16 protein-coding genes and 2 pseudogenes are annotated in these 21,474 nt (G+C 72.1%); 10 read left to right on the top strand and 8 right to left on the bottom strand.

From position 1 onward, the window contains the following. Positions 1 to 27: 27 nt before the first annotated feature. Complete coding sequence (locus AB0F18_RS08445) at positions 28 to 282, top strand: hypothetical protein (protein WP_362056319.1); 255 nt, start codon at positions 28 to 30, stop codon at positions 280 to 282. A 43-nt stretch (positions 283 to 325) separates the two neighbouring features. On the opposite strand, the gene AB0F18_RS08440 is transcribed toward AB0F18_RS08445, so the two are convergent. Then, on the bottom strand, positions 326 to 979 hold the full coding sequence (locus AB0F18_RS08440; protein WP_362056317.1) for a TetR family transcriptional regulator: 654 nt from the start codon (positions 977 to 979) through the stop codon (positions 326 to 328). Between the two features lie 86 nt (positions 980 to 1,065). Between AB0F18_RS08440 and AB0F18_RS08435 the strand changes: the two genes are divergently transcribed. Next, positions 1,066 to 1,836 carry an SDR family NAD(P)-dependent oxidoreductase gene (locus tag AB0F18_RS08435; RefSeq protein WP_362056315.1) on the top strand — a complete coding sequence of 257 codons (771 nt, stop codon included), beginning with the start codon at positions 1,066 to 1,068 and terminating at the stop codon, positions 1,834 to 1,836. A 6-nt stretch (positions 1,837 to 1,842) separates the two neighbouring features. On the opposite strand, the gene AB0F18_RS08430 is transcribed toward AB0F18_RS08435, so the two are convergent. Continuing rightward, positions 1,843 to 2,361, bottom strand: a complete 519-nt coding sequence (locus tag AB0F18_RS08430) for a DUF4240 domain-containing protein (protein WP_362056386.1) — start codon at positions 2,359 to 2,361, stop codon at positions 1,843 to 1,845. Between the two features lie 125 nt (positions 2,362 to 2,486). On the opposite strand from AB0F18_RS08430, the pseudogene AB0F18_RS08425 reads away from it, so the two are divergent. Both AB0F18_RS08425 and AB0F18_RS08420 read left to right on the top strand, forming a co-directional pair. Further along, positions 2,487 to 3,269, top strand: a pseudogene (locus AB0F18_RS08425) (serine/threonine-protein kinase); the annotation flags it as partial. A 129-nt stretch (positions 3,270 to 3,398) separates the two neighbouring features. Next, positions 3,399 to 3,953, top strand: a pseudogene (locus AB0F18_RS08420) (cellulose-binding protein); the annotation flags it as partial. A gap of 52 nt (positions 3,954 to 4,005) precedes the next feature. Here AB0F18_RS08420 and aceE read toward each other — a convergent pair. The 5 genes from aceE to AB0F18_RS08395 form a co-directional block, all read right to left on the bottom strand. After that, positions 4,006 to 6,687 carry a pyruvate dehydrogenase (acetyl-transferring), homodimeric type gene (gene aceE, locus AB0F18_RS08415; RefSeq protein ID WP_362056313.1) on the bottom strand — a complete coding sequence of 894 codons (2,682 nt, stop codon included), beginning with the start codon at positions 6,685 to 6,687 and terminating at the stop codon, positions 4,006 to 4,008. A gap of 279 nt (positions 6,688 to 6,966) precedes the next feature. Next, entirely contained in the window at positions 6,967 to 7,593 is a 627-nt protein-coding gene (locus AB0F18_RS08410; RefSeq protein ID WP_362056384.1) for a GntR family transcriptional regulator, read from the bottom strand. 188 nt (positions 7,594 to 7,781) lie between these two features. Next, complete coding sequence (gene sucB / locus AB0F18_RS08405; RefSeq protein WP_362056311.1) at positions 7,782 to 9,569, bottom strand: 2-oxoglutarate dehydrogenase, E2 component, dihydrolipoamide succinyltransferase; 1,788 nt, start codon at positions 9,567 to 9,569, stop codon at positions 7,782 to 7,784. 57 nt (positions 9,570 to 9,626) lie between these two features. Then, complete coding sequence (lpdA, locus tag AB0F18_RS08400; protein ID WP_362056309.1) at positions 9,627 to 11,015, bottom strand: dihydrolipoyl dehydrogenase; 1,389 nt, start codon at positions 11,013 to 11,015, stop codon at positions 9,627 to 9,629. A 341-nt stretch (positions 11,016 to 11,356) separates the two neighbouring features. Beyond that, positions 11,357 to 12,895 (bottom strand): leucyl aminopeptidase, encoded by a 1,539-nt coding sequence (locus AB0F18_RS08395; protein WP_362056308.1) that lies wholly within the window; start codon positions 12,893 to 12,895, stop codon positions 11,357 to 11,359. A 357-nt stretch (positions 12,896 to 13,252) separates the two neighbouring features. Here AB0F18_RS08395 and AB0F18_RS08390 point away from each other — a divergent pair, with 357 nt between their 5' ends. The 6 genes from AB0F18_RS08390 to AB0F18_RS08365 all read left to right on the top strand — a co-directional run bounded on the left by AB0F18_RS08390 (position 13,253) and on the right by AB0F18_RS08365 (position 20,012). Then, positions 13,253 to 15,280 carry a hypothetical protein gene (locus AB0F18_RS08390; protein WP_362056306.1) on the top strand — a complete coding sequence of 676 codons (2,028 nt, stop codon included), beginning with the start codon at positions 13,253 to 13,255 and terminating at the stop codon, positions 15,278 to 15,280. Positions 15,281 to 15,390: 110 nt separating this feature from the next. Further along, positions 15,391 to 16,920, top strand: a complete 1,530-nt coding sequence (gene pelF / locus AB0F18_RS08385) for a GT4 family glycosyltransferase PelF (RefSeq protein ID WP_362056304.1) — start codon at positions 15,391 to 15,393, stop codon at positions 16,918 to 16,920. Continuing rightward, complete coding sequence (locus tag AB0F18_RS08380) at positions 16,917 to 17,417, top strand: hypothetical protein (RefSeq protein WP_362056302.1); 501 nt, start codon at positions 16,917 to 16,919, stop codon at positions 17,415 to 17,417. The genes pelF and AB0F18_RS08380 overlap by 4 nt, the downstream gene beginning before the upstream one ends. A 212-nt stretch (positions 17,418 to 17,629) precedes the next feature. Next, entirely contained in the window at positions 17,630 to 18,520 is an 891-nt protein-coding gene (locus AB0F18_RS08375) for a hypothetical protein (protein ID WP_362056300.1), read from the top strand. After that, positions 18,517 to 19,197 (top strand): spherulation-specific family 4 protein, encoded by a 681-nt coding sequence (locus tag AB0F18_RS08370; RefSeq protein WP_362056298.1) that lies wholly within the window; start codon positions 18,517 to 18,519, stop codon positions 19,195 to 19,197. Before AB0F18_RS08375 ends, AB0F18_RS08370 begins: the two co-directional genes overlap by 4 nt. Further along, the gene (locus AB0F18_RS08365) at positions 19,194 to 20,012 is read left to right on the top strand and encodes an endo alpha-1,4 polygalactosaminidase (protein WP_362056296.1); all 819 of its coding nucleotides are present in this window, start codon (positions 19,194 to 19,196) and stop codon (positions 20,010 to 20,012) included. Before AB0F18_RS08370 ends, AB0F18_RS08365 begins: the two co-directional genes overlap by 4 nt. A 217-nt stretch (positions 20,013 to 20,229) precedes the next feature. On the opposite strand, the gene AB0F18_RS08360 is transcribed toward AB0F18_RS08365, so the two are convergent. Next, on the bottom strand, positions 20,230 to 21,429 hold the full coding sequence (locus AB0F18_RS08360) for a histidine kinase (RefSeq protein ID WP_362056382.1): 1,200 nt from the start codon (positions 21,427 to 21,429) through the stop codon (positions 20,230 to 20,232). Positions 21,430 to 21,474: the final 45 nt, after the last annotated feature.

Here is a 21,474-nt window from a genome sequence, read left to right as displayed (position 1 = left end):
GCGAGACATGTTCGGAGGTGCATCATGATGCGCCGTAGGATCATCGGCGCCGTCGTCGCGGGCGGTGCTGGACTCACTCTGGCTCTGCTGCCCCTGAGCAGCGCGTCCGCCCACGACCACGACGGGAACTGGAACCGTTCGAGTCACTCCCGCTGGGTCAACCACTGGGACGATGACGACGACTGCGGCAACGGCAGCTGGCGTCACCACGGCAACTGGAGCGACCACGACTGGGGCCGCTGGGACAACGTCAACTGGGACGACTGGGGAGGCTGGCGCTGAACCCGCCGTACCCCTTCCCCCTTCCGGTGCCCCTGCCCCGCGCTCAGCGGAGCAGGGGCATCGCGCCGGTCAGCTCGCGCAGGCAGCGCACCGCGAGGTCGGCGGGGGAGCCCGGGCCCGAGACCGGGGCGTCGCCGGCGGACCACAGTTCCAGCGCGACGCGGATCGCGTCGGTGGCGGCCGCGGACACCAGGCGTACGGACATCTCGTCGGCCTCCGGACCCGCGAGCCGGGCCACCACCGGCACCAGGCGCTCCTCGGACTCCTGGTTCACCCGGTACCAGACGGCGCGCAGGGCCTCGTCCGTGGCGGCCGCGCGCAGCAGCCCGCGGGTGACCTCCAGGCCCTCCTCGACGGCCTTGGAGTCGCTCAGGGCGCGGGTCACGGCCCGCTCCAGGGCCTGCGCCAGGGGAGTGGCGGGGTCCTCCTCGGCGAGCAGGGCGCGCCAGGCGTCGCCGCCGCCCGCGAGCAGCGGGGCCACGGCCTCCTGCTTGTTGCGGAAGTAACGGTAGAACGTGCGCAGGGCGACCCCCGCCCGGTGGGCGATGTCCTCGGCGGTGGTGCCGTCGGGGCCGTGCGCCGCGAAGAGCTCGCAGGCGGCCCGGGCGATGTCGAGCTGGGTGGCGGCCTTGCGGCGCTCGGTCAGCGACTGGGTTCCGGGGCCGCTCTGGGGGGAGTACGGACGGGGAGATCTCACGGGTGAAGCGTACCGCCAGTCAGATCAGATGGATGCATTACGTGACAGGCTGGCAAAACGTGCCACCACCTCGGTACGCTCGCCCCATGAACCGTTACGAAGGACGTCGCGTCCTCATCACCGGCGGCGGCTCCGGCATCGGCCAGGCCACCGTGCACCGCATTCTCTCCGAGGGCGGCCGCGTCCACACCGTCGACGTGAACGAGGCCGGCCTCAAGGCCACCGCCGACCGGGCGGCCGCCGACGGCCACGCCGGCCGGCTGACCACCGCCGTACTGGACATATCCGACGAGGCCTCGGTCCGGACGGGCGTCGCCGCCGCCGTCGACGCCCTCGGCGGCATCGACGTGCTGGTCAACGCGGCGGGCATCCTGCGCTCCGCGCACACCCACCAGACCACGCTCGACTTCTGGAACAAGGTCATCGCGGTCAACCTGACCGGCACCTTCCTGATGATCCGCGAGTCCCTCCCCGCCCTGCTGGCGGGCGACCAGCCGGTCGTCGTGAACTTCAGCTCCACCTCGGCGAGCTTCGCGCACCCCTACATGTCCGCCTACGCGGCCAGCAAGGGCGGCATCCAGTCCATGACCCACGCCCTGGCCGCCGAGTACAGCAAGCAGGGCCTGCGCTTCGTCTCCGTCGCCCCCGGCTCCATCGAGAGCGGCATGACCACCGGCACCGGCCCCGGCCTGCCCGAGGACACCGACTGGTCCCTCTTCGCCAAGCTGGCCCCCGCCCTCGGCCAGGGCTTCGCCGGCCCGCAGACCGTGGCCGGCGTCGTCGCGATGCTGGGCTCCGAGGACGGCGCCTTCATCACCGGCACCGAGATCCGCATCGACGGCGGCACCCACTACTGACGGGCCTCACCCCCCGAAGCGGTCCCACAGCCGGGGGAAGCGCTCCGCCAGCACGGCTTCGTCCTCGAAGTCCAGCGGGGTGCCCTCCGGCTCCTCCGCCTGCAACGGGATCCCCAGGTCCGGGGCCACCGCCCCGGTCAGCTGCTCGTACGCCTCATCGGCCGCGTACCCCAGCTCCTCCCCGTCCCCGTCGATCTCCTCGTCGAACTCGCCCAGCAGCTCGGCCAGCTGGTCCGGATCGTGCACCCCGCCCTCGAAGACCTCCCGGCCCTGCCCGATCAGCCAGCACCGGAAGTAGTCGAACGCGTCGTCGCTGGCCCCGCCGAGCAGCACCCACGCCGCCCCCCACAGGTCCCAGGTGTACGCCCGGTTGTACCGGGACTCGAAATGCCGGGCGAAGTCCAGGACGGAGTCGGGATCCAGCTGCGTCAGCCGCTCCACGAGCAGCTCCGCATGTTCCTCGGGGTCGCCCTCGGCGGCCTCACGGGTACGGTCGACGATCTCCCAGAACTCCGTCTCGTCCATCACGCGATCCAGCATCACGGCTCCACCCCCGCGCCGCCACCGCGCATACGGCCAAAGGCCGGTGCCCGATCCCCCGCCCGGCCGCATACTCGAACCCGACGGGTGCGGGATCGGGAGGGGTGCGGATGCAGGGGGAACTGATCGACGGCCGCTACCGGCTGGAGGAGCCGCTGGGCGGGGGCGGCATGGGCGAGGTCTGGAGCGCCCTCGACACGCGGATGCTGCGGCCGGTCGCCGCCAAACTCGTCCACGCCGTTCCGGGCATGGACACCACCCAGGTCGAACACCGCTTCATGCACGAGGTGCGCTCGGCGGCCGCCCTCCCGCACCGGCACACGGTGACCGTCCACGACTGCGGCGAGGCCCTGCTCGCGGGCCGCCGGTACCTCTACCTGGTGATGGAACGCATCGACGGCGAGACCCTCGCGAAGCTGGTCAGCGGGGCCACGCCCGTGCCCTGGTACGACGTCGCGAACTGGGGCGGCCAGATCGCCACCGCCCTGTCCGCCGCCCACCGGCTCGGCATCGTCCACCGGGACATCAAGCCGCAGAACGTGATGCTCACCTCCGCCGGCGTGATCAAGGTCCTGGACTTCGGGCTCGCCAAGTTCCTCGGCGAGACGCTGCGCGTCGCGGACCTCACCGTCACCGGTACCGCCATGGGCACCTTCGCCTACATGTCCCCCGAACAGTGCCGGGGGGACTCCGGCATCGACCACCGGGCCGACCTCTACAGCCTGGGCTGCCTCCTGTACGAGGGCCTCACCGGCCACCCGCCCTTCACCAACGCCGCCCCCCACGCCCTGCTCTACCAGCAGGTGCACGAACAGCCCCGCCCGCTCCCCGCGGGCCGGGCCCCGGCCGGCCTCACCGACCTGGTGATGCACCTCCTGGCCAAGGACCCGGCACACCGCCCGCCCGACGCGGCCACCGTCGTACGCGAGCTGGACCGCCTCCTGGCCGCGTACCGACAGCCCCCGCAGCAGCCGCCCGGCGTACCGGGCGGCGGGGACGGCGCGGCGGAGGTGGCCCTGCTGCGCGCCGAGGCCGAACGGGAGATCGCTGAACTGCGGGAGCGGGCCGAACGCGACGTCCGGGCCGTCCGGGCCGAGGCCCAGCAGGACGCCCGGGCCAAGCGTGAGGAGGCCGACGCCCTCTTCGTGGAGACCCGGAACAAGGCGGCCCAGGCCGCCTCGTACTTCGAGACCAACCTGGCCAAGCGCCGCGAGCAGTCCGAGCGCGACCTGGCCGCGCGCCAGCAGAAGGCCGAGAAGCGCCTGGCCGAGATCGAGCACCGCGCCGAGCAACTGCGCCTGGAAGCCGAGAAGCTTCGTAACGACGCCGAGCGCCGGGCCCGGAGGACGGTGGAGATCGCGCAGTGCCAGGCCGAGGACATCGTCGCCGGTGCCAACGCCAAGGCCGACCACGTCCGCACCGAGTCCGAGCGCGAACTGGTGGCGCTCACCCACCGCCGCGACTCCATCAACGCGCAGCTGATCTACGTCCGCGAGATGCTGGCGAAGCTCGTCGGTGAGGCGGTGGCGGCCGGCCGGTTGCCGGAGGAAGGGATCCCGAAGCAGCAGAGCACATGAGGCGGCCCGCCCCCCAAGGGACGGGCCGCCTCACGGTCGGACGGGCTCGGGCCTACAGGCCGTAGCGCTCCCGGGCCTCCTTGACGGCGGACGCCGGGACCTCGCCGCGGCGGGCGAGCTGGGCCAGCGCGGCCACCACGATGGACTGCGCGTCGACGCCGAAGTGGCGGCGTGCGCCCTCGCGGGTGTCGGAGAGGCCGAAGCCGTCCGTGCCCAGCGAGGTGTAGTCCTGCGGGACCCACTGGCTGATCTGGTCCGGAACCTGACGCATCCAGTCGGAGACCGCCAGGACCGGGCCCGGGGCACCCTCCAGCACACGGGTGACGTACGGGGTGCGCTCCTCGCCGCGCAGCAGCGCCTCGTCGCACTCCAGCGCGTCGCGGCGCAGCTCGCCCCACGAGGTGGCGGACCACACGTCGGCGGCCACGTTCCAGTCGGCGGCGAGCAGCTGCTGCGCCTCCAGGACCCAGTGGATCGCCGTACCCGAGGCCATGAGCTGGATCTTCGGGGCGTCGGCGGCCGGGGCGGCCTCCAGGGCGGCGGCCGTGTTGAAGCGGTACAGGCCCTTGAGGATGCCCTCCTCCACGCCCTCGGGCATGGCCGGCTGGACCTTCGGCTCGTTGTAGACCGTCAGGTAGTAGAAGACGTCCTCGGGCTGCTCGCCGTACATCCGGCGCAGACCGTCCTTGACGATCACCGCGATCTCGTACGCGAAGGCCGGGTCGTAGTTGAGCGACGCCGGGTTCGTGGACGCGATCAGGTGCGAGTGGCCGTCCGCGTGCTGCAGGCCCTCACCGGTCAGCGTGGTGCGGCCGGCCGTGGCACCGACGATGAAGCCCTTGCCGAGCTGGTCGGCGAGCTGCCACATCTGGTCGGCGGTGCGCTGCCAGCCGAACATCGAGTAGAAGATGTAGAACGGGATCATCGGCTCGCCGTGCGTCGCGTACGACGTGCAGGCGGCGATGAAGTCGGCCATGGCGCCGGCCTCGGTGATCCCCTCGTTGAGGATCTGGCCGTCCTTGGCTTCCTTGTAGTACATCAGCTGGTCGCGGTCGACCGGCTCGTACGTCTGGCCCAGCGGCGAGTAGATGCCGGCCGACGGGAAGAGGGACTCCATACCGAAGGTACGGGCCTCGTCGGGGACGATCGGCACCCAGCGCTTGCCGGTCTCCTTGTCCCGCATCAGGTCCTTGACGAGGCGGACGAAGGCCATGGTGGTGGCCATCTCCTGCTTGCCGGAGCCCTTGATGAGCGGGGCGAAGGAGCGGTCGGCCGGGGCGGGCAGGGCCACGTGGTGGACCTTGCGGGCCGGGGCGGGACCGCCGAGGGCCGCGCGGCGCTCGTTCAGGTACTGCACCTCGGGGCTGTTCGCGCCCGGGTGGCCGTACGGGACCTTGCCGTCGGCGAAGGCGCTGTCCGGGATCGGCAGGCCAAGGAGGTCACGCATGTCCTTGAACTCGTCGATCGTCAGCTTCTTCATCTGGTGGTTCGCGTTCTTCGACTCGAACCCGGAGCCCAGCGTGTAGCCCTTGACCGTCTGCGCGAGGATGACCGTCGGAGCGCCCTTGTGCTCCAGGGCGGCCTTGTACGCGGCGTAGACCTTGCGGGGCTCGTGGCCGCCGCGGGAGCTGTGGAAGCACTCGGCGATCTTCGCGTCGGAGAGCAGGGCGCCGAGGGCGACGAGCTCGGCGTTGGCGCCGAAGAAGTGCTGGCGGATGTAGGCCACGTCGCGGGTCGCGTACGTCTGGAACTGCGCGTCCGGGACCTCGCGGAGGCGGCGGACCAGGGCGCCCGTGGTGTCGAGCTGGAAGAGCTCGTCCCAGGCGGAGCCCCACAGGGTCTTGATGACGTTCCAGCCGGCACCGCGGAACTGGGCCTCCAGCTCCTGGACCACGCGGAAGTTCGCGCGGACCGGGCCGTCGAGGCGCTGCAGGTTGCAGTTGATGACGAACGTCAGGTTGTCGAGCTGCTCGCGGGAGGCCAGGGCCAGGGCGGCGGTCGACTCGGGCTCGTCCATCTCGCCGTCGCCCAGGAAGGCCCAGACGTGCGAGTTGGCGGTGTCCTTGATGTTCCGGTTCTGCAGGTAGCGGTTGAAGCGCGCCTGGTAGATCGCGGAGAGCGGGCCGAGGCCCATGGAGACCGTGGGGAACTCCCACAGCCACGGCAGGCGCCGCGGGTGCGGGTAGGACGGCAGGCCGTTGCCGCCGGACTCCTGGCGGAAGTTGTCGAGCTGCTGCTCGGAGATGCGCCCGTCGAGGAAGGCGCGGGCGTAGATGCCGGGGGAGGCGTGGCCCTGGATGTAGAGCTGGTCGCCCGATCCGTCGGCCTCCTTCCCGCGGAAGAAGTGCTGGAAGCCGGTCTCGTACAGCCACGCGGCGGAGGCGAAGGTGGCGATGTGGCCGCCGACGCCGTACTTGGAGCCGCGGGTCACCATGGCGGCCGCGTTCCAGCGGTTCCAGGCGGTGATCTTGGCTTCCATCTCCTCGTCACCGGGGAAGGCCGGCTCGGCGGAGGTGGGGATGGTGTTGACGTAGTCCGTCTCCAGCAGCTTCGGCAGGGCGAGGCCGGCGGCCTCGGCGTGCTGGAGGGTGCGGCGGAGCAGGTATTCGGCGCGGCGCGTACCGGCGGCCTTGGCGACGGCGTCGAGGGAGGCCGCCCATTCGGCGGTCTCCTCGGTGTCGCGGTCCGGGAGCTGGTCGAGCTCGCTCGGAAGCTTTCCTACGGGGTCGGACATCGGTGTGCGCCGCCTTCCGGACAAAGGAGAGGAGGTGGTGAAGAAAACCCTGACGGGCAGGACAGGGCCGATGGACCCGGGTTGGGGTCCGCAGTGACTGTAAATCCCTGATCGATGATCGATCAAATAAAAGTGACGAATATTCGTCGTCGGGACGAAAGTCGGCACCGGGTGCCATGGACACAGGCACGCCGTGCCGGTTTCATCAGTACATGCCGAAAGACCGGCGATCCCCTGGAGGATCGCTCAAAACCGCAGGTCAGAAGCTTCTGGAAAGGGCTAGGCGCTGCGCGGCGCACAGCCCAGGACATGCCGCTTCACCAGTACCCCGATGTCCGGGTCCTGGCTGCGGAACGCCGCGACGAGGGCCTCGTGCTCCTCGGCGTAGGACTTCTGGACGGTTCCCAGCCACCGGATGGACAGCGCGGTGAAGACCTCGATGCCCAGGCTCTCCCAGGTGTGCAGCAGCACGCTGTTCCCGGCCGCCCGCACCAGCTCCCGGTGGAAGCCCACCGTGTGCCGCACCTGCGCCGTCCCGTCCTGGACGCGGTCGGCCTCCCACAGGGCCGCCACGTGCGGCTCCAGCGCCGAGCAGTCGGCCGCCAGCTTAGGCGCGGCCAGCTCGGCCGCGATCTGCTCCAGGCCGGCCCGGACCGGGTAGATCTCCTCCAGGTCGGCCGCGGAGAGGTTCCGCACCCGCACGCCCTTGTTCGGCGCCGACTCGATCAGCCGCAGCGTCTCCAGCTCGCGCAGGGCCTCCCGTACGGGCGTCTGGCTGACCTCCAGCTCGACCGCGATCCGGCGCTCGACGATCCGCTCGCCGGGCTTCCAGCGGCCGCTGACGATCCCCTCCACGATGTGCTCGCGGATCTGCTCGCGCAGCGAGTGCACGACGGGTGGGGTGATCATCGGGTTTCAACTCCTGTGTGTGCGGACACGCGGGGCCTGATGCCTAGACAATAAGGCCGCCGCGGCCTGCTCCGATGCGTTCGTGGTCAGGGACGCAGGGTGAGGCTCGTTACAACGACGGCGCCCCCGCCCGGACGAATCCGGGCGGGGGCGCCGTAAGCGGCAGATCCCTGCGCGCCTTTGCCTTACAGGCCGAGCTCGACCTCGAACTCGCCGGCCTCCAGGATCGCCTTCACGGCGGTGAGGTACCGGGCCGCGTCCGCGCCGTCCACCAGGCGGTGGTCGTAGGACAGGGTCAGGTACGTCATGTCGCGGACGCCGATGACGGTGCCCTCGGGGGTCTCGATGACCACCGGGCGCTTGACCGTGGCACCGATGCCCAGGATCGCGACCTGGTTCGGCGGAACGATCACCGTGTCGAACAGCGCACCGCGCGAGCCGGTGTTGCTGATGGTGAAGGTCGCGCCGGACAGCTCGTCCGGGGTGATCTTGTTGCCGCGGACCTTGGCGGCCAGGTCGGCGGTCGCCTTGGAGATGCCCGCCAGGTTGAGGTCACCGGCACCCTTGATGACCGGGGTCATCAGGCCCTTCTCGGAGTCCACGGCGATGCCGATGTTCTCCGAGTCGAAGTAGGTGATGGTGCCCTCGTCGTCGTTGATCCGGGCGTTGACGACCGCGTGGGCCTTCAGCGCCTGGGCGGCGGCCTTGACGAAGAACGGCATCGGGGACAGCTTGACGCCCTCGCGGGCGAGGAAGCCGGCCTTGGCCTTCTCGCGCAGCTTCATGATCTTGGTGATGTCCACCTCGACCACGGAGCTGAGCTGCGCCTGCGAGTGCAGGGCCTTCATCATGTTGTCGCCGATGACCTTGCGCATGCGGGTCATCTTGACCGTCTGACCGCGCAGCTCGGACACCGCGGCCGGAGCCTTGGCGGCGGCCGGGGCGGCGGCGGCCGGAGCCGGAGCGGCGGCGGCCTTGGCGGCCTCGGCGGCGGCCAGGACGTCCTGCTTGCGGATACGGCCACCGACACCGGTGCCCGTGACCGTCGCCAGGTTGACGCCGGCCTCCGAAGCGAGCTTGCGCACCAGCGGGGTCACGTAGGCGCCCTCGTCACCGGCGGAGACCGGGGCGGCGGGGGCGACCGGGGCGGCAACCGGAGCCGGAGCGGCCGGAGCCACCGGAGCCGGAGCGGCGACCGGAGCCGCGGGGGCGACCGGGGCCGGAGCGGCGACCGGGGCAGCCGGGGCCACCGGGGCCGGAGCGGCGACCGGAGCCGCCGGGGCGACCGGGGCCGGAGCGGCAACGGGAGCGGCCGGAGCCGGAGCGGCGGCGGCCGGGGCGGCGGCCGGAGCCGCGCCCGCGACACCGATGACGGCCAGACGGGCGCCGACCTCGGCGGTCTCGTCCTCGCCGACCAGGATCTCCAGCAGGGTGCCGGCGACCGGCGCGGGGATCTCGGTGTCGACCTTGTCGGTGGAGACCTCGAGCAGCGGCTCGTCGGCCTCGACGGACTCGCCGACCGCCTTCAGCCAGCGGGTGACGGTGCCCTCGGTGACGGACTCGCCCAGGGCGGGGAGCACGACGTCGGTGCCGGACGCGGCAGGCGCGGCGGCAGCGGGGGCCGGGGCAGCGGCCGGGGTCTCGGCCGGTGCGGGGGCGGCCGGGGCCTCGGCGACCGGCGCCGGGGCGGCGGCGGGCTCGGCGGCCGGAGCGGCGGCCGGGGCAGCGGCGCCCGAGCCGTCGTCGATGATCGCGAGCTCGGCACCGACCTCGACGGTCTCGTCCTCGGCGACCTTGATGGACGAGAGGATGCCGGAGACGGGGGAGGGGATCTCGGTGTCGACCTTGTCGGTCGAGACCTCGAGCAGCGGCTCGTCGGCCTCGACGCGCTCGCCCTCGGCCTTCAGCCAGCGAGTGACAGTGCCCTCGGTAACGCTCTCGCCGAGCGCCGGAAGGGTTACGGAAACCGCCATGGTTTCAGTTGCTCCTAACGAATGTGCGGATGTGGTCGGTCGTCGCGCCCATGACGATCAGTCGTGGTTGTGCAGCGGCTTGCCGGCGAGCGCCAGGTGGGCTTCGCCGAGCGCCTCGTTCTGGGTCGGGTGCGCGTGGATCAGCTGCGCGACCTCGGCCGGAAGGGCCTCCCAGTTGTAGATCAGCTGGGCTTCGCCGACCTGCTCGCCCATCCGGTCGCCGACCATGTGGATACCGACCACGGCACCGTCCTTGACCTGGACGAGCTTGATCTCGCCCGCGGTCTTCAGGATCTTGCTCTTGCCGTTGCCCGCGAGGTTGAACTTCGCGGCGATGACCTTGTCCGCACCGTAGATCTCCTTGGCCTTGGCCTCGGTGATGCCGACGGACGCGACCTCGGGGTGGCAGTACGTGACGCGCGGAACGCCGTCGTAGTCGATCGGGACGGTCTTCAGACCGGCCAGGCGCTCCGCCACCAGGATGCCCTCGGCGAAGCCGACGTGCGCGAGCTGGAGGGTCGGGACCAGGTCACCGACGGCCGAGATGGTCGGCACGTTGGTGCGCATGTACTCGTCGACCAGGACGTAGCCGCGGTCCATCGCGACGCCCTGCTCCTCGTAGCCCAGGCCCTGCGAGACCGGGCCGCGGCCGATGGCGACCAGCAGCACCTCGGCCTCGAAGGTCTTGCCGTCGGCGAGGGTGACGCGGACGCCGGACTCCGTGTACTCGGCCTTCTGGAAGAAGGTGCCGAGGTTGAACTTGATGCCGCGCTTGCGGAACGCGCGCTCCAGGATCTTGGAGCTGTTCTCGTCCTCGACCGGGACGAGGTGCTTGAGGCCCTCGATGACGGTGACGTCGGTGCCGAAGGACTTCCACGCCGAGGCGAACTCGACGCCGATGACGCCGCCGCCCAGGATGATCGCGGACTGGGGCACGCGGTCCAGGACCAGCGCGTGGTCCGAGGAGATGATGCGGTTGCCGTCGATGTCCAGGCCCGGCAGCGACTTCGGCACGGAGCCGGTCGCCAGCAGGACGTGGCGGCCCTGGATGCGCTGGCCGTTGACGTCGACGGACGTCGGGGAGGAGAGGCGGCCCTCACCCTCGATGTAGGTCACCTTGCGGGAGGCGACCAGGCCCTGCAGACCCTTGTACAGGCCGGCGATGACGTCGTCCTTGTACTTGTGCACAGCGGCGATGTCGATGCCCTCGAAGGTGGCCTTGACACCGAACTGTGCGGCTTCGCGTGCCTGGTCCGCGACCTCGCCGGCGTGCAGCAGAGCCTTCGTGGGGATGCAGCCGTTGTGCAGGCAGGTGCCGCCCAGCTTGCCCTTCTCGATCAGCGCAACGTCGAGACCCAGCTGGGATGCGCGGAGCGCCGCGGCGTAGCCGCCACTGCCACCGCCGAGGATCACTAGGTCGAAAACGGTGCTGGCGTCGTTCGCCACGTCACGTCCTCCATGCATGTGCGCCGGGCACCGGTCCTCTGTGACCGGGCGGCGGCTGGTGATCGGCCGCTTGTTTCTTCGGCCCTGTGGTGGGGGCCCTGTCCTGCCGAGAACCCATCTTCGCATTTGTCGGGGGAACGCGGGACGCCGGGCCCCGGGTGTGCACCGTCGTTCTGCCCGAAGTCCGGGTTACCCGGGCGTACGAAGCTACTGATCCTCAAGGTTTCTTCCAGAGCGAACACGCCCCGGGGCCGAGGTCTCGGTCCCGGGGCGCGTCGTGTGTCACAGAGCACGTCTCACCAGGTGGTACGTGCCCCGCGGACGGGTGGTGCCGGGGCGGGTCAGCCCAGGTCGCCGGTGGCGGTGCGCTCGGCGAGGCGCACCAGGGTGCGGACGGCGGAGCCGGTGCCGCCCTTCGGGGTGTAGCCGTACGGGGCGCCCTCGTGGAAGGCGGGGCCCGCGATGTCGAGGTGGGCCCAGGTGATGCCCTCGCCGACGAACTCCTGGAGGAAGAGGCCGGCCACCAGGCCGCCGCCCATCCGGACGCCCATGTTGGCGATGTCGGCGGTCGGGGACTCCATGGTCTTGCGCAGGTCCTCGGGGAGCGGCATCGGCCAGGAGGACTCGCCGACCTCCTCGGCGATCTCGTGGATCGAGGTGCGGAAGGCGTCGTCGTTGGCCATGATGCCGAACGTGCGGTCGCCCAGGGCCAGCACCATGGCGCCGGTCAGGGTGGCGACGTCGACGATCGCGTCCGGGTTCTCCTCGGAGGCCTTGGTCAGGGCGTCGCCCAGGACCAGGCGGCCCTCGGCGTCCGTGTTCAGGACCTCGACGGTCTTGCCGCTGTACATGCGCAGCACGTCACCGGGGCGGGTGGCGGAGCCGGACGGCATGTTCTCGGCGAGGGCGAGCCAGCCGGTGATGTTGACCTTCAGGCCCAGCTTGGCGGCGGCGACGACCGAGGAGAACACGGCGGCGGCGCCGGACATGTCGCACTTCATGGTCTCGTTGTGACCGGCCGGCTTCAGGGAGATGCCGCCCGAGTCGTACGTGATGCCCTTGCCGACGAAGGCGAGGTGCTTCTCCGCCTCCGGGTGGGTGTAGGCGATCTTGACCAGGCGCGGCGGGTTCTCGGAGCCCTTGCCGACGCCCATGATGCCGCCGAAGCCGCCCTTGACCAGCGCCTTCTCGTCCATGACCTGGGCCTTGAGGCCGAGCTCCTTGGCCGTGGCCGCGGCGATCGCGGCGAAGGCGGCGGGGGTGAGGTCGTTCGGCGGGGTGTTGATCAGGTCGCGGGCGACGTTCACCTCGGCGGCGACGACGGTCGCGCGCTCGGCGGCGGCCTTGTGCTCCTTGTCGCGCGGCTTGGCGCCGAGCAGGGCCACCTCGGCCAGCGGCTGCTTGGGGCCGCCGTTCTTGTCGGCCTTGCCGTTCTTCTTCTCGCCGCCCTGGTAGGAGGTGAAGGCGTACGCGCCCAGCAGCGCGCCCTCGGCCACGGCGGTGACGGCGGAGGCGTCCTCCAGCGGGAGGGCGAAGGCGGCCTTCTTGGAGCCGTGCAGGGCGCGGGCGGCGGAGCCGGCGGCGCGGCGCAGGGCCTCCTCGTCGAAGGACTGGTCCTGCTCGGGGGCGGGGCCCAGGCCGACCGCCAGCACGACCGCGGCCTTGAGGCCGGCGGGAGCGGGCAGCTTGGTGATCTCGCCTTCGGCGCCGGAGGCGCCGAGCGCGTCGAGCACGGCGGCGAGCTTTCCGTCGAACGCCGTGTCCACGGCCTCGGCGCCGGCGGCCACGACGAGCCCCTTCGGGCCCTTCGCCACGCCGACCACGAGGGCGTCGGCGCGCAGCGTCGCCGCGCCGGCAGTGCTGAGAGTCAGAGCAGTCACGGTGGTGAAGTCTCGCTTCCGTTTGTGTTATATGGGCGCTTCTGTCGCGTCGGGGTCGCCGGCCGCTCCGCAGCGATCGTATTCGGGCCCGACGGCCGCCGGAAACGAGCCTACGCGCAGCCGGTCATCCGTACGTCACTCGAAGGTTTGGCAAGTTGTTCGATCGACGGGCCATCAGGTTCACCCATCTGTGGACTCTGCTCCAGGTTTGCCGCCTAGACCTGACGAGGTCCGAGAGGATCGAGCCACTCTCGCAAGGGGACGCGGGGTCCTTTTGCATGATTTCCACAGAGCCTCCCCGGCCCGGCCGTCCGCCATGGGCCGAGCCGGGAGACGCCTGCGGGGGGAAAGGCCGAAATGGTCAAGAAGAACCGGATGAACAGGGCCGCGGCAGCCATGGGCGTAGCGGCGCTGATGTCGGTCGCCGTACCCGCCGCGACCGCCCACGCGGCGGCCGTCACACCGCGCATCGACCTGAAGGTGCTGGTCGTCGACGACGGCGGCACCTCGGTCGGGGCCATCACCGAGGAGCTCCGCTCCACCGGAGTCCCGTACACGCGGGTCGACCTGGGCAGCGCGAGCCGCCCCAAGATCGACGCCGCCTTCCTCAGCGACACCGTCAGCGGCCGGCCGCGCGCCAAGTACCAGGGCGTGGTCCTGCCCAACGAGAACCCCTTCGGCGCCGGCTCCGCCGAGATGGCCGCGCTCACCGCGTACGAGACGGCGTACGGCATCCGCCAGGTGGACGCCTACACCTGGGCCCACCCCGAGGTCGGCCTGGAGTACACGGACAACGGCGGCTACACCGGCACGCTCGACGGCACCCGGGCAGCCGTCACCGACGCGGGCAGGACGGGACCCTTCGGATACCTCGGCGGTCAAGTGCCCTTCGAGGACAACTCTCCCCTGATTCCGGAGAGCTACGGGTTCATCGCCAAGCCGATGGCCGGATACACCAGTTACGTCGACGCCCCCGTCGGCTCCGGACGCGGCTCGCTCGTCGGCGAGTACGCCCACGACGGACGCAGCGAACTGGTCGTCACCTTCGGCTACAACCAGTACCAGCAGCAGTTCCGGCTACTGGCCCGCGGCATCGTCGAATGGCTCACCCAGGGCGTCCACCTCGGCCAGGAGCGCAACTACTTCGCCGTCCACGTCGACGACGTCTTCGCCCCCGACGCCCGCTGGGACAAGTCCCTCGACTGCACGCCCGGCGACTACGCCTGCGCCGGCGGCGAGGGCAAGGAGTCGACGATCCGCATGACCGCCGCCGACGCCCAGTACCTGGCGCAGTGGCAGACCTCCAAGGACTTCAAGCTGGACCTGCTGTTCAACGCGGGCGCCGGCGAGGAGTGGAAGAGCGAGAACGGCGGCACCGACGCCCTCACCGCCCAGCTCCTGGCCGACAAGGCCAAGTACCGCTGGATGAACCACACCTACACCCACCTCTTCCTCGGCTGCACCCAGGACGTCAGCGTCAACCCCTGGACCTGCACCAAGGACACCCAGGGCCAGACCCTCTGGATGAGCCGCGCCGACATCTCGGCACAGATCCGCGACAACTACAACTGGGCCGTCTCCAAGGGCCTCACCACCGACCGCACCGAGCTCGTCACCGGTGAGCACTCCGGCCTCAAGACCCTCCCGCAGCAGCCCCAGGACAACCCCAACCTGGCCGGCGCCCTCGCCGACAACGGGGTCAAGTGGGCCGGCAGCGACAACTCCCGCGAACCCGACCAGCGGGCCGTCGGCGCCGCCCTCACCGTCCCGCGCTACCCCATGAACGTGTACTACAACACGGGCACCAACGCCGAGATGGCCGACGAGTACAACTGGATCTACACCAGCCGCGCCGACGGCGGCAGCGGCATCTGCGAGGACAACCCGGCGACCTCCACCTGTCTGCCGGCCCCGCTGGACGTCAACACCGGCTTCCTCGACTACGTCGTCCCGGCCGAGGCGCGCACCGCCCTGCGCCACGTCCTGGCCAACGACCCCAAGCCGCACTACGTCCACCAGACCAACCTCGCCGAGGACCGCACCCTCTACCCGGTCCTCAACCAGGTCCTCGACACCTACCGCTCCCTCTACGCGCCCAGCGCGCCCATCGTCAACCAGAGCATGAAGGCCACCGGGGTCGAGCTCCAGCGCCGCGCCGCCTGGGACAAGGCGCTCGCCGCCGGCCAGGTCACCGCCTACCGCATCGGCAAGGACGTCACCATCAAGGCGCCCTCCGGCGTCGTCGCCCCCGTCACCGCACCCAACGGGACCAAGAAGCAGCTCCTGCTCGGCACCGCCGACTTCGGCACCCCCTACGCCGGCACCCGCTCCGCCTGGACGGCGCCCGAACTCCTCCAGTCCGCGGTCACGCTCCGCCTCCTCTGAAACACGGGCCCCCGGGCCCGGCACCACCCGCTCCACCCGGCAGTACCCAGCGCCGGCGTCCCGCCCACCACGGGCGCCGGCCCCTTTTCAGTCCTGGGGGGACTCAGCACATGAGCCATGGGCGTCATGTCACCATGCTCACCGAAGGCACCTACCCGCACGTCCACGGAGGCGTCAGCACCTGGTGCGACCAGCTGGTACGCGGTATGCCCGAGGTCGACTTCAACGTCATAGCCCTGACCGGCTCCGGGCGCGAGCCGGTCACCTGGGAGCTCCCGCGCAACGTCTACCGGCACACCGCCGTCCCGCTCTGGGGCCCGCCGCCCCCGAAGGCCCGCCGGACCGCCCTGCGCGGCAAGGCCCACCGCCGCTTCACCGAGGTCTACGAAACCTTTCTGCTCTCCCTGATCGCCCCCGGGCACGGCGGTTTCTCCGAGGCCCTGGGCGAACTCGCCCGCCTCGCCCGCGCCGGCCGCCTCACCCCGGCCCTGCGCTCCGAACCCGTACTGCGCCTGCTGATGGCCGTATGGACCCGCCCCGGCCTGCTCACCGCCGCCGCCGAGCCCACCGTCCACGACGCGCTCACCGCCACCGACCTGCTGGAACACGCCCTGCGCCCGCTGTCCGTGCGGATCCCGCCCGACAGCGTCGCCCACGCCGTCAGCAGCGGCCTCGCCACCCTCCCCGCCCTCGCCGCCAAACGGCTCGACGGGGTCCCCTTCCTCCTCACCGAGCACGGCATCTACCTGCGCGAGCGCTACCTCGGCTACCGCACCGCGGCCCAGCGCTGGCCCGTCAAGGCCCTGATGCTGGGCTTCTACCGCGAGCTCAACTCCGAGGGCTACCGGCAGGCCGACCTGATCACCCCGTGCAACCAGTACAACCGCCGCTGGGAGGAACGCGGCGGCGCCGACGCCGACCGGATCCGCACCGTCTACAACGGCGTCGACCCCCACCTCTTCCCCGACGCCGGCCCCGAACCGGAGGTCCCCACCCTCAGCTGGTGCGGCCGCATCGACCCCATCAAGGACCTCGAAACCCTCATCCGCGCCTACGCGTTCATGCGCGAGGAACTCCCCGCCCTGCGACTGCGCCTCTTCGGCCCCGTCCCCGCGGGCTGCGAGGAGTACAAACTGCGCCTGGAGAAGCTCGCCGCCGAACTCGGCGTCGGCGACGGGATCAGCTGGGAGGGCCGCATCAGCGAGGTCGCCAAGGCCTACGCGGCCGGCAGCGTCGTCATGCTCTCCAGCATCAGCGAGGGCTTCCCCTTCAGCATCATCGAAGCCATGTCCTGCGGCCGCACCACCGTCTCCACCGACGTCGGCGGGGTCCGCGAGGCCGTCGCCGACACCGGCCTCGTCGTCCCGCCCCGCGAACCCGAGACCATGGCCCGCGCCACCCTCGCTCTGCTCCGCGACGACGAACGCCGCGCCGAACTCGGCCGCATGTCCCGCAAACGGGTCGTCGAGAAGTTCACCCTCCACCAGTCCGTGGACGGCTTCCGCCACATCTACCGCGGCCTCTCCGATCACACGCGTTCCGGCCAGGCCGTCCTGCCCCTCCGCCCCGGTGACGAGTGGACCCAGCGCCTCGCCGACCCCTGGTACAAGGAACTCGCGGCCGACGGGAGCCTGTGGTGAGCGGATCCCTCTGGCTCAAGCCGCCCGGGCCCGAAGGCTCCTGGGTGCACGTCGGCCACGCGGCCTCCGCCCGGCCGCGCCCCGGCGCCGCCGCGGCCGCCACCGACACCCTGCCCGTCCTCCCCAGGCCCGGCCGCGGACCGGCCGACGCCCCCGCCGACCCCATCGACGCACTCGCCGACCGCCTCGACGCGTTCGTCGCCGCCGCCGTCCACCCCGACGAGATCGCCGCCCTCCTCGAATCCGACGGCATGAGCGACGAGCACATCCGCCTCACCTACGGCCGCCACGACTCCTTCGCCCTCGCCGAGGACCTCTACGCCCGCGTACCCCGCTCCTTCCCCGAACCCGACGAGCTCCCCGACCCCTGGAAGGTCCCCCTCGCCGCCTGCCTGCTCCGCGGCCTGATCTTCGCCCTGCCCGGCCTGGCTACCTGCTGGGCGAACCCCTCCTGGGAGGCCCGCCCGACCGGCTCGGACTGCCCGCCGGGACCCTGACCCTCCTCGCCGGGGCCCTCATCGGCTGGGTCTGGGACCAGACCCTGTCCCACCGCGCCTACACCTGGCTCGGCCTCGGCGACCGGGCCGCCGCCGGGCGCACCCTGCTCGTCGGCGCCCCCGTCGGGGCCCTGCTGGGCACCGCCGCCGCCTTCGCCGTACCCGGCGGGCCGCCGTTCTCGTACGCCTTCGCCGCCGGGCAGGCCCTGTACGTGGGCGCCGCCACCGTCCTGCTGGTCCTCGGGCGGGAGCGGCTGCTGCTCGCCGCCCTCGGCCCGATGGCCGCCGGGTCGGCGCTCGCGCTGTTCACCGACCCGCCCTTACCCGTACGGGTGGCCCTGCTGCTGACGTCCCTGCTGGCCGCGTGCGCCCTGGCCCTGCGGGAACTGCCGCTGGCCGAGGGGGTACGGGCCGCCGTGCGCAGGATCCGCGGCTGGGCGGAGCGCCACCCGGGCGAGGGGGGCGCGGTGCGCTGGCGGATGCTGCGCGGCGCCGAGGAGGACTACGGCCGGCGCGGACCCCGCATCGGGGACTCGGTTCCCTACGGGGTGTTCGGCCTCGGGACCGGCCTGCTGGTGCTGTACGCCGCCCTGGGGGAGGTGCTCACCGGAGGCCCCGCCGAGGCCGTCGCGGCACCCTCGGCGGTGGCCCTCACCCTCAGCATGGGCCCCGCCGAATGGCTGCTGCACCGCTTCCGCAGCGGCAGCCTCGCCGGGCTGCGCGCGGCCCGCTCACCCCGCGCGTTCCGGCGGCGGATGCTCGCCACCCTCACCCGGTGCCTGGCCGTGTACCTGACGGTGCTGCTCCTGCTGGGCACCGCCGGAACCCTGCTGTGGCCGCAGGCCCCCGGCCTGACCTGGGACCGCGTCGCCACCCTGCTGCTGCTCGGCGCCGTGATGTGGACCGGGCTGCTCCTGCAGTCCTTCGGCGCCGTCCGGCCCGCCGCCGCGGTCTGCGCCGCCGCGGCCGGCGCCCAGAGCCTGGCCGTGCTGGCCGGGACGGGGCAGCCCCGGCTGGTCCAGCTGGCGGTGGCCGGCGCCGCGACGGCCGTGCTGTCCGTGCTGGTCTGCCTGCTCCTCGGCCGCGCGACGGCACACCGATGAGCCCTCACCCGGAGAAGGAACGCATGCTGCTGGTCCCGCTCTACGAGCATCCCGCCGACCGGCCCGAGGCATGGGACCGGCTCATCGCCTGCGCCGGCCGGCTGCACTCGGTGGTGCTCAACCCCGACAGCGGGCCCGGCCGGGCCCCCGACGCGCGGTTCGCCGCCGTCGCCGCCCGGCTGCGCGACGCCGGCGTGCCCGTCCTCGGCTACACCGACACCGACTACGGACGCCGCCCCCACGCCGACGTCGTCCAGGACCTGCTGCGCCACCGCGACTGGTACGCCGCCGACGGCGCCTTCCTCGACCAGGCCGCCGCCGGCCCCGAACTCCTGCCCCACTACGGCCGGCTCGCCGTCGCCGCCCGGGCCGCCGGCGCCCGTACGCTCGTCCTCAACCACGGCGTCCACCCGCACCCCGGGTACGCCTCGCTCGCCGACCTGCTCGTCACCTTCGAGGGCCCCTGGGACGCCTACCGGGACGGCGCCGCCACCCCGCCCTCCTGGACCGCCGACCACCCCGCCGACCGGTTCTGCCACCTCGTGTACGCCGTCCCGCCCAACGCCCCGGCCGCCGCACTGGCCGCCGAACGGCGGGCGGGCGTCCACTGCGCCGTCCCCGGAACCGGCGCACACCCGTGGGGGACCCTCCCGTACGCCCTGGAGACCGCCGGATGAAGCGTTTCGCCACCGCCGCGGTGGCCGGCCTGCTGCTGCTCACCGCTGCCTGCACGGCCGCCCCGGACGGCGACGACGAGGAGACCCCGGAGCCCGGGCCCACCCAGGCCCCGGGGGAGCGCTGGCAGCCCCGGCCCGGGACGCAGTGGCAGTGGCAGCTCAGCGGGAAGCTGGACACCTCGGTGAAGGTGCCGGTGTACGACGTGGACGGGTTCAACACGACGAAGGAGCAGGTGGCCGCCCTGAAGAAGGCCGGCCGCCGGACCATCTGCTACATCTCCACGGGCGCCTGGGAGGACTTCCGCTCCGACGCCGACGCCTTCCCGAAGCCCCTCCTGGGAGAGGGCAACGGCTGGAAGGGCGAGCGCTGGCTGGACATCCGCCAGACGTCCGTCCTGGAACCCCTGATGGCCACACGCTTCGACATGTGCCGCGACAAGGGCTTCGACGCGGTCGAGCCGGACAACATGGACGGCTACAAGAACAAGACCGGCTTCCCCCTGACGGCGGACCACCAACTGACCTACAACCGCCTGATCGCACGCCTGGCCCACGACCGGGGCATGGCGGTGGGCCTGAAGAACGACCTGGACCAGATCCCCCAGCTGCTCGGCGACTTCGACTTCGCGGTCAACGAACAGTGCGCCCAGTACGAGGAATGCGACAGCCTCACCCCCTTCATCAAGGCGGGCAAGGCGGTCTTCCACGTCGAATACGAAGTCCCGACGAACGAGTTCTGCGCCCGGTCACGCGAGCTGAAACTGAGCTCGATGGAAAAACGGTACGACCTGGGGGCGTGGCGAAAGCCCTGCTGAGGGGGGCGGGGCCGGGATCCCGGCTCGTGGCCGGGGCCGACTATCTCCCCCTAGAGGGGTGGGGGCCGGCCGGGGGCTGCCCACCCGCCTCCCCGTCTGCGGGCCGGTGGCCCGGCAGGACGCCGCCCCCACCCGCCGCCCCGCAGACGGGGAGGCGGGTGGGCCAACACCGACCCGCCCCCGGCCCCTCACGGAACCGCGAGCACCCCCGCCCCCCTCATACCGGCAGAATCGCGTGCACCCTGTACCCGCCCCCGTACCGGGGTCCCGTGAAGCAGGAGCCGCCCAGGGCGCCGGCGCGTTCGCGCATGCCGAGGAGGCCGTGGCCGCCGCCCGGGTCGCTCTGGCCCGGGGAGGAGTCCGCCGAGTCGCCGCCGTCGTCCAGGACGGTCACCTCCACCGAGGCGCCCACCCGGACCACGCTGACCTGGGCCTGCGCCCCCGGGCCCGCGTGCTTGCGCACGTTGGTCAGGGCCTCCTGGATCACCCGGTACGCCGCGAGGTCCACCGCCGCCGGCAGCGGCTCCGTACCCGTACCCGTAGCCGCCCCCGCCCCCGTCCCCAGCTGGACCGTCGCCTCCACCGGCAGGCCCGCGTGCCGGAAGGTGTCGAGGAGCTCGTCCAGTACGGCCAGCCCCGGCGCGGGCTCCGTCGGTGCCTCCGGGTCGCCGGACTGCCGGAGCAGGCCGACCGTGGCGCGCAGCTCGTTCAGGGCCGAGCGGCTGGCGTCCCGTACGTGCGCCAGGGCCTCTTTGGCCTGGTCGGGCCGCTTGTCCATGACGTGCGCGGCCACCCCCGCCTGCACGTTGACCAGGGCGATGTGGTGGGCCACGACGTCGTGCAGGTCCCGGGCGATCCGCAGTCGTTCCTCGGCGACCCGCCGCCGGGCCTCCTCCTCACGGGTCCGCTCGGCGCGCTCGGCCCGTTCCCGGATGGCGTCGACGAAGGCCCGGCGGCTGCGCACCGCGTCCCCGGCGGCCGCGGCCATCCCGGTCCAGGCGAAGATGCCGATGTTCTCCTGCGCGTACCAGGGCAGGGGTCCCGCCAGCATGGCCACCCCGGTCAGGCCCGCCATCGTCAGCAGCCCGGTCCGCCAGGTGGTGGGCCGGTCGGTGCGGGCGGCCACCGTGTACAGGGCGATCACCGCGCTCATGGCGACGGGCGCCCGAGGTTCACCGGTGGCCAGCTCCACCAGGGTCAGCCCGCAGGTGACGGCGAGCACCGTGCGCGGGCTGCGCCGCCGGAAGACCAGGGCGGCCGCGGCGAGCAGCATCAGCAGCAGCGAGACCGGTTCGGGGGCGCGGGTGCGGAAGGCGGGCCCGACCGGGCCGTGCGGGTCGACGAAGGACCCGAGGACCATGGAGACCAGCGCCCCGAGCGCCAGCACGGCGTCGGTGGCGAGCGGATGGGCCCGCATCCACTGCCGCCCCGTGAGGAAGGGCCCGGGCGGCCCGAGGTCTGT

The organism is Streptomyces sp. NPDC029216 (genome assembly GCF_040648015.1).
In the GTDB taxonomy this organism is placed as follows: Bacteria; Actinomycetota; Actinomycetes; order Streptomycetales; family Streptomycetaceae; genus Streptomyces.
Note: the sequence above shows the minus strand (reverse complement) of the source record. Positions and strands in the feature narration are given on the sequence as shown.

Bases quoted from the DNA above. Each gene is read 5' to 3' on its own strand.
- AB0F18_RS08435 (WP_362056315.1), top strand. From the start codon at position 1,066: ATGAACCGTTACGAAGGACGTCGCGTCCTCATCACCGGCGGCGGCTCC.
- AB0F18_RS08445 (WP_362056319.1), top strand. From the start codon at position 28: ATGCGCCGTAGGATCATCGGCGCCGTCGTCGCGGGCGGTGCTGGACTC.
- AB0F18_RS08370 (WP_362056298.1), top strand. From the start codon at position 18,517: ATGAGCCCTCACCCGGAGAAGGAACGCATGCTGCTGGTCCCGCTCTAC.
- AB0F18_RS08365 (WP_362056296.1), top strand. From the start codon at position 19,194: ATGAAGCGTTTCGCCACCGCCGCGGTGGCCGGCCTGCTGCTGCTCACC.
- sucB (WP_362056311.1), bottom strand. From the start codon at position 9,569: ATGGCGGTTTCCGTAACCCTTCCGGCGCTCGGCGAGAGCGTTACCGAG.
- AB0F18_RS08390 (WP_362056306.1), top strand. From the start codon at position 13,253: ATGGTCAAGAAGAACCGGATGAACAGGGCCGCGGCAGCCATGGGCGTA.
- aceE (WP_362056313.1), bottom strand. From the start codon at position 6,687: ATGTCCGACCCCGTAGGAAAGCTTCCGAGCGAGCTCGACCAGCTCCCG.
- AB0F18_RS08360 (WP_362056382.1), bottom strand. From the start codon at position 21,429: ATGCGGGCCCATCCGCTCGCCACCGACGCCGTGCTGGCGCTCGGGGCG.
- AB0F18_RS08430 (WP_362056386.1), bottom strand. From the start codon at position 2,361: ATGGACGAGACGGAGTTCTGGGAGATCGTCGACCGTACCCGTGAGGCC.
- pelF (WP_362056304.1), top strand. From the start codon at position 15,391: ATGAGCCATGGGCGTCATGTCACCATGCTCACCGAAGGCACCTACCCG.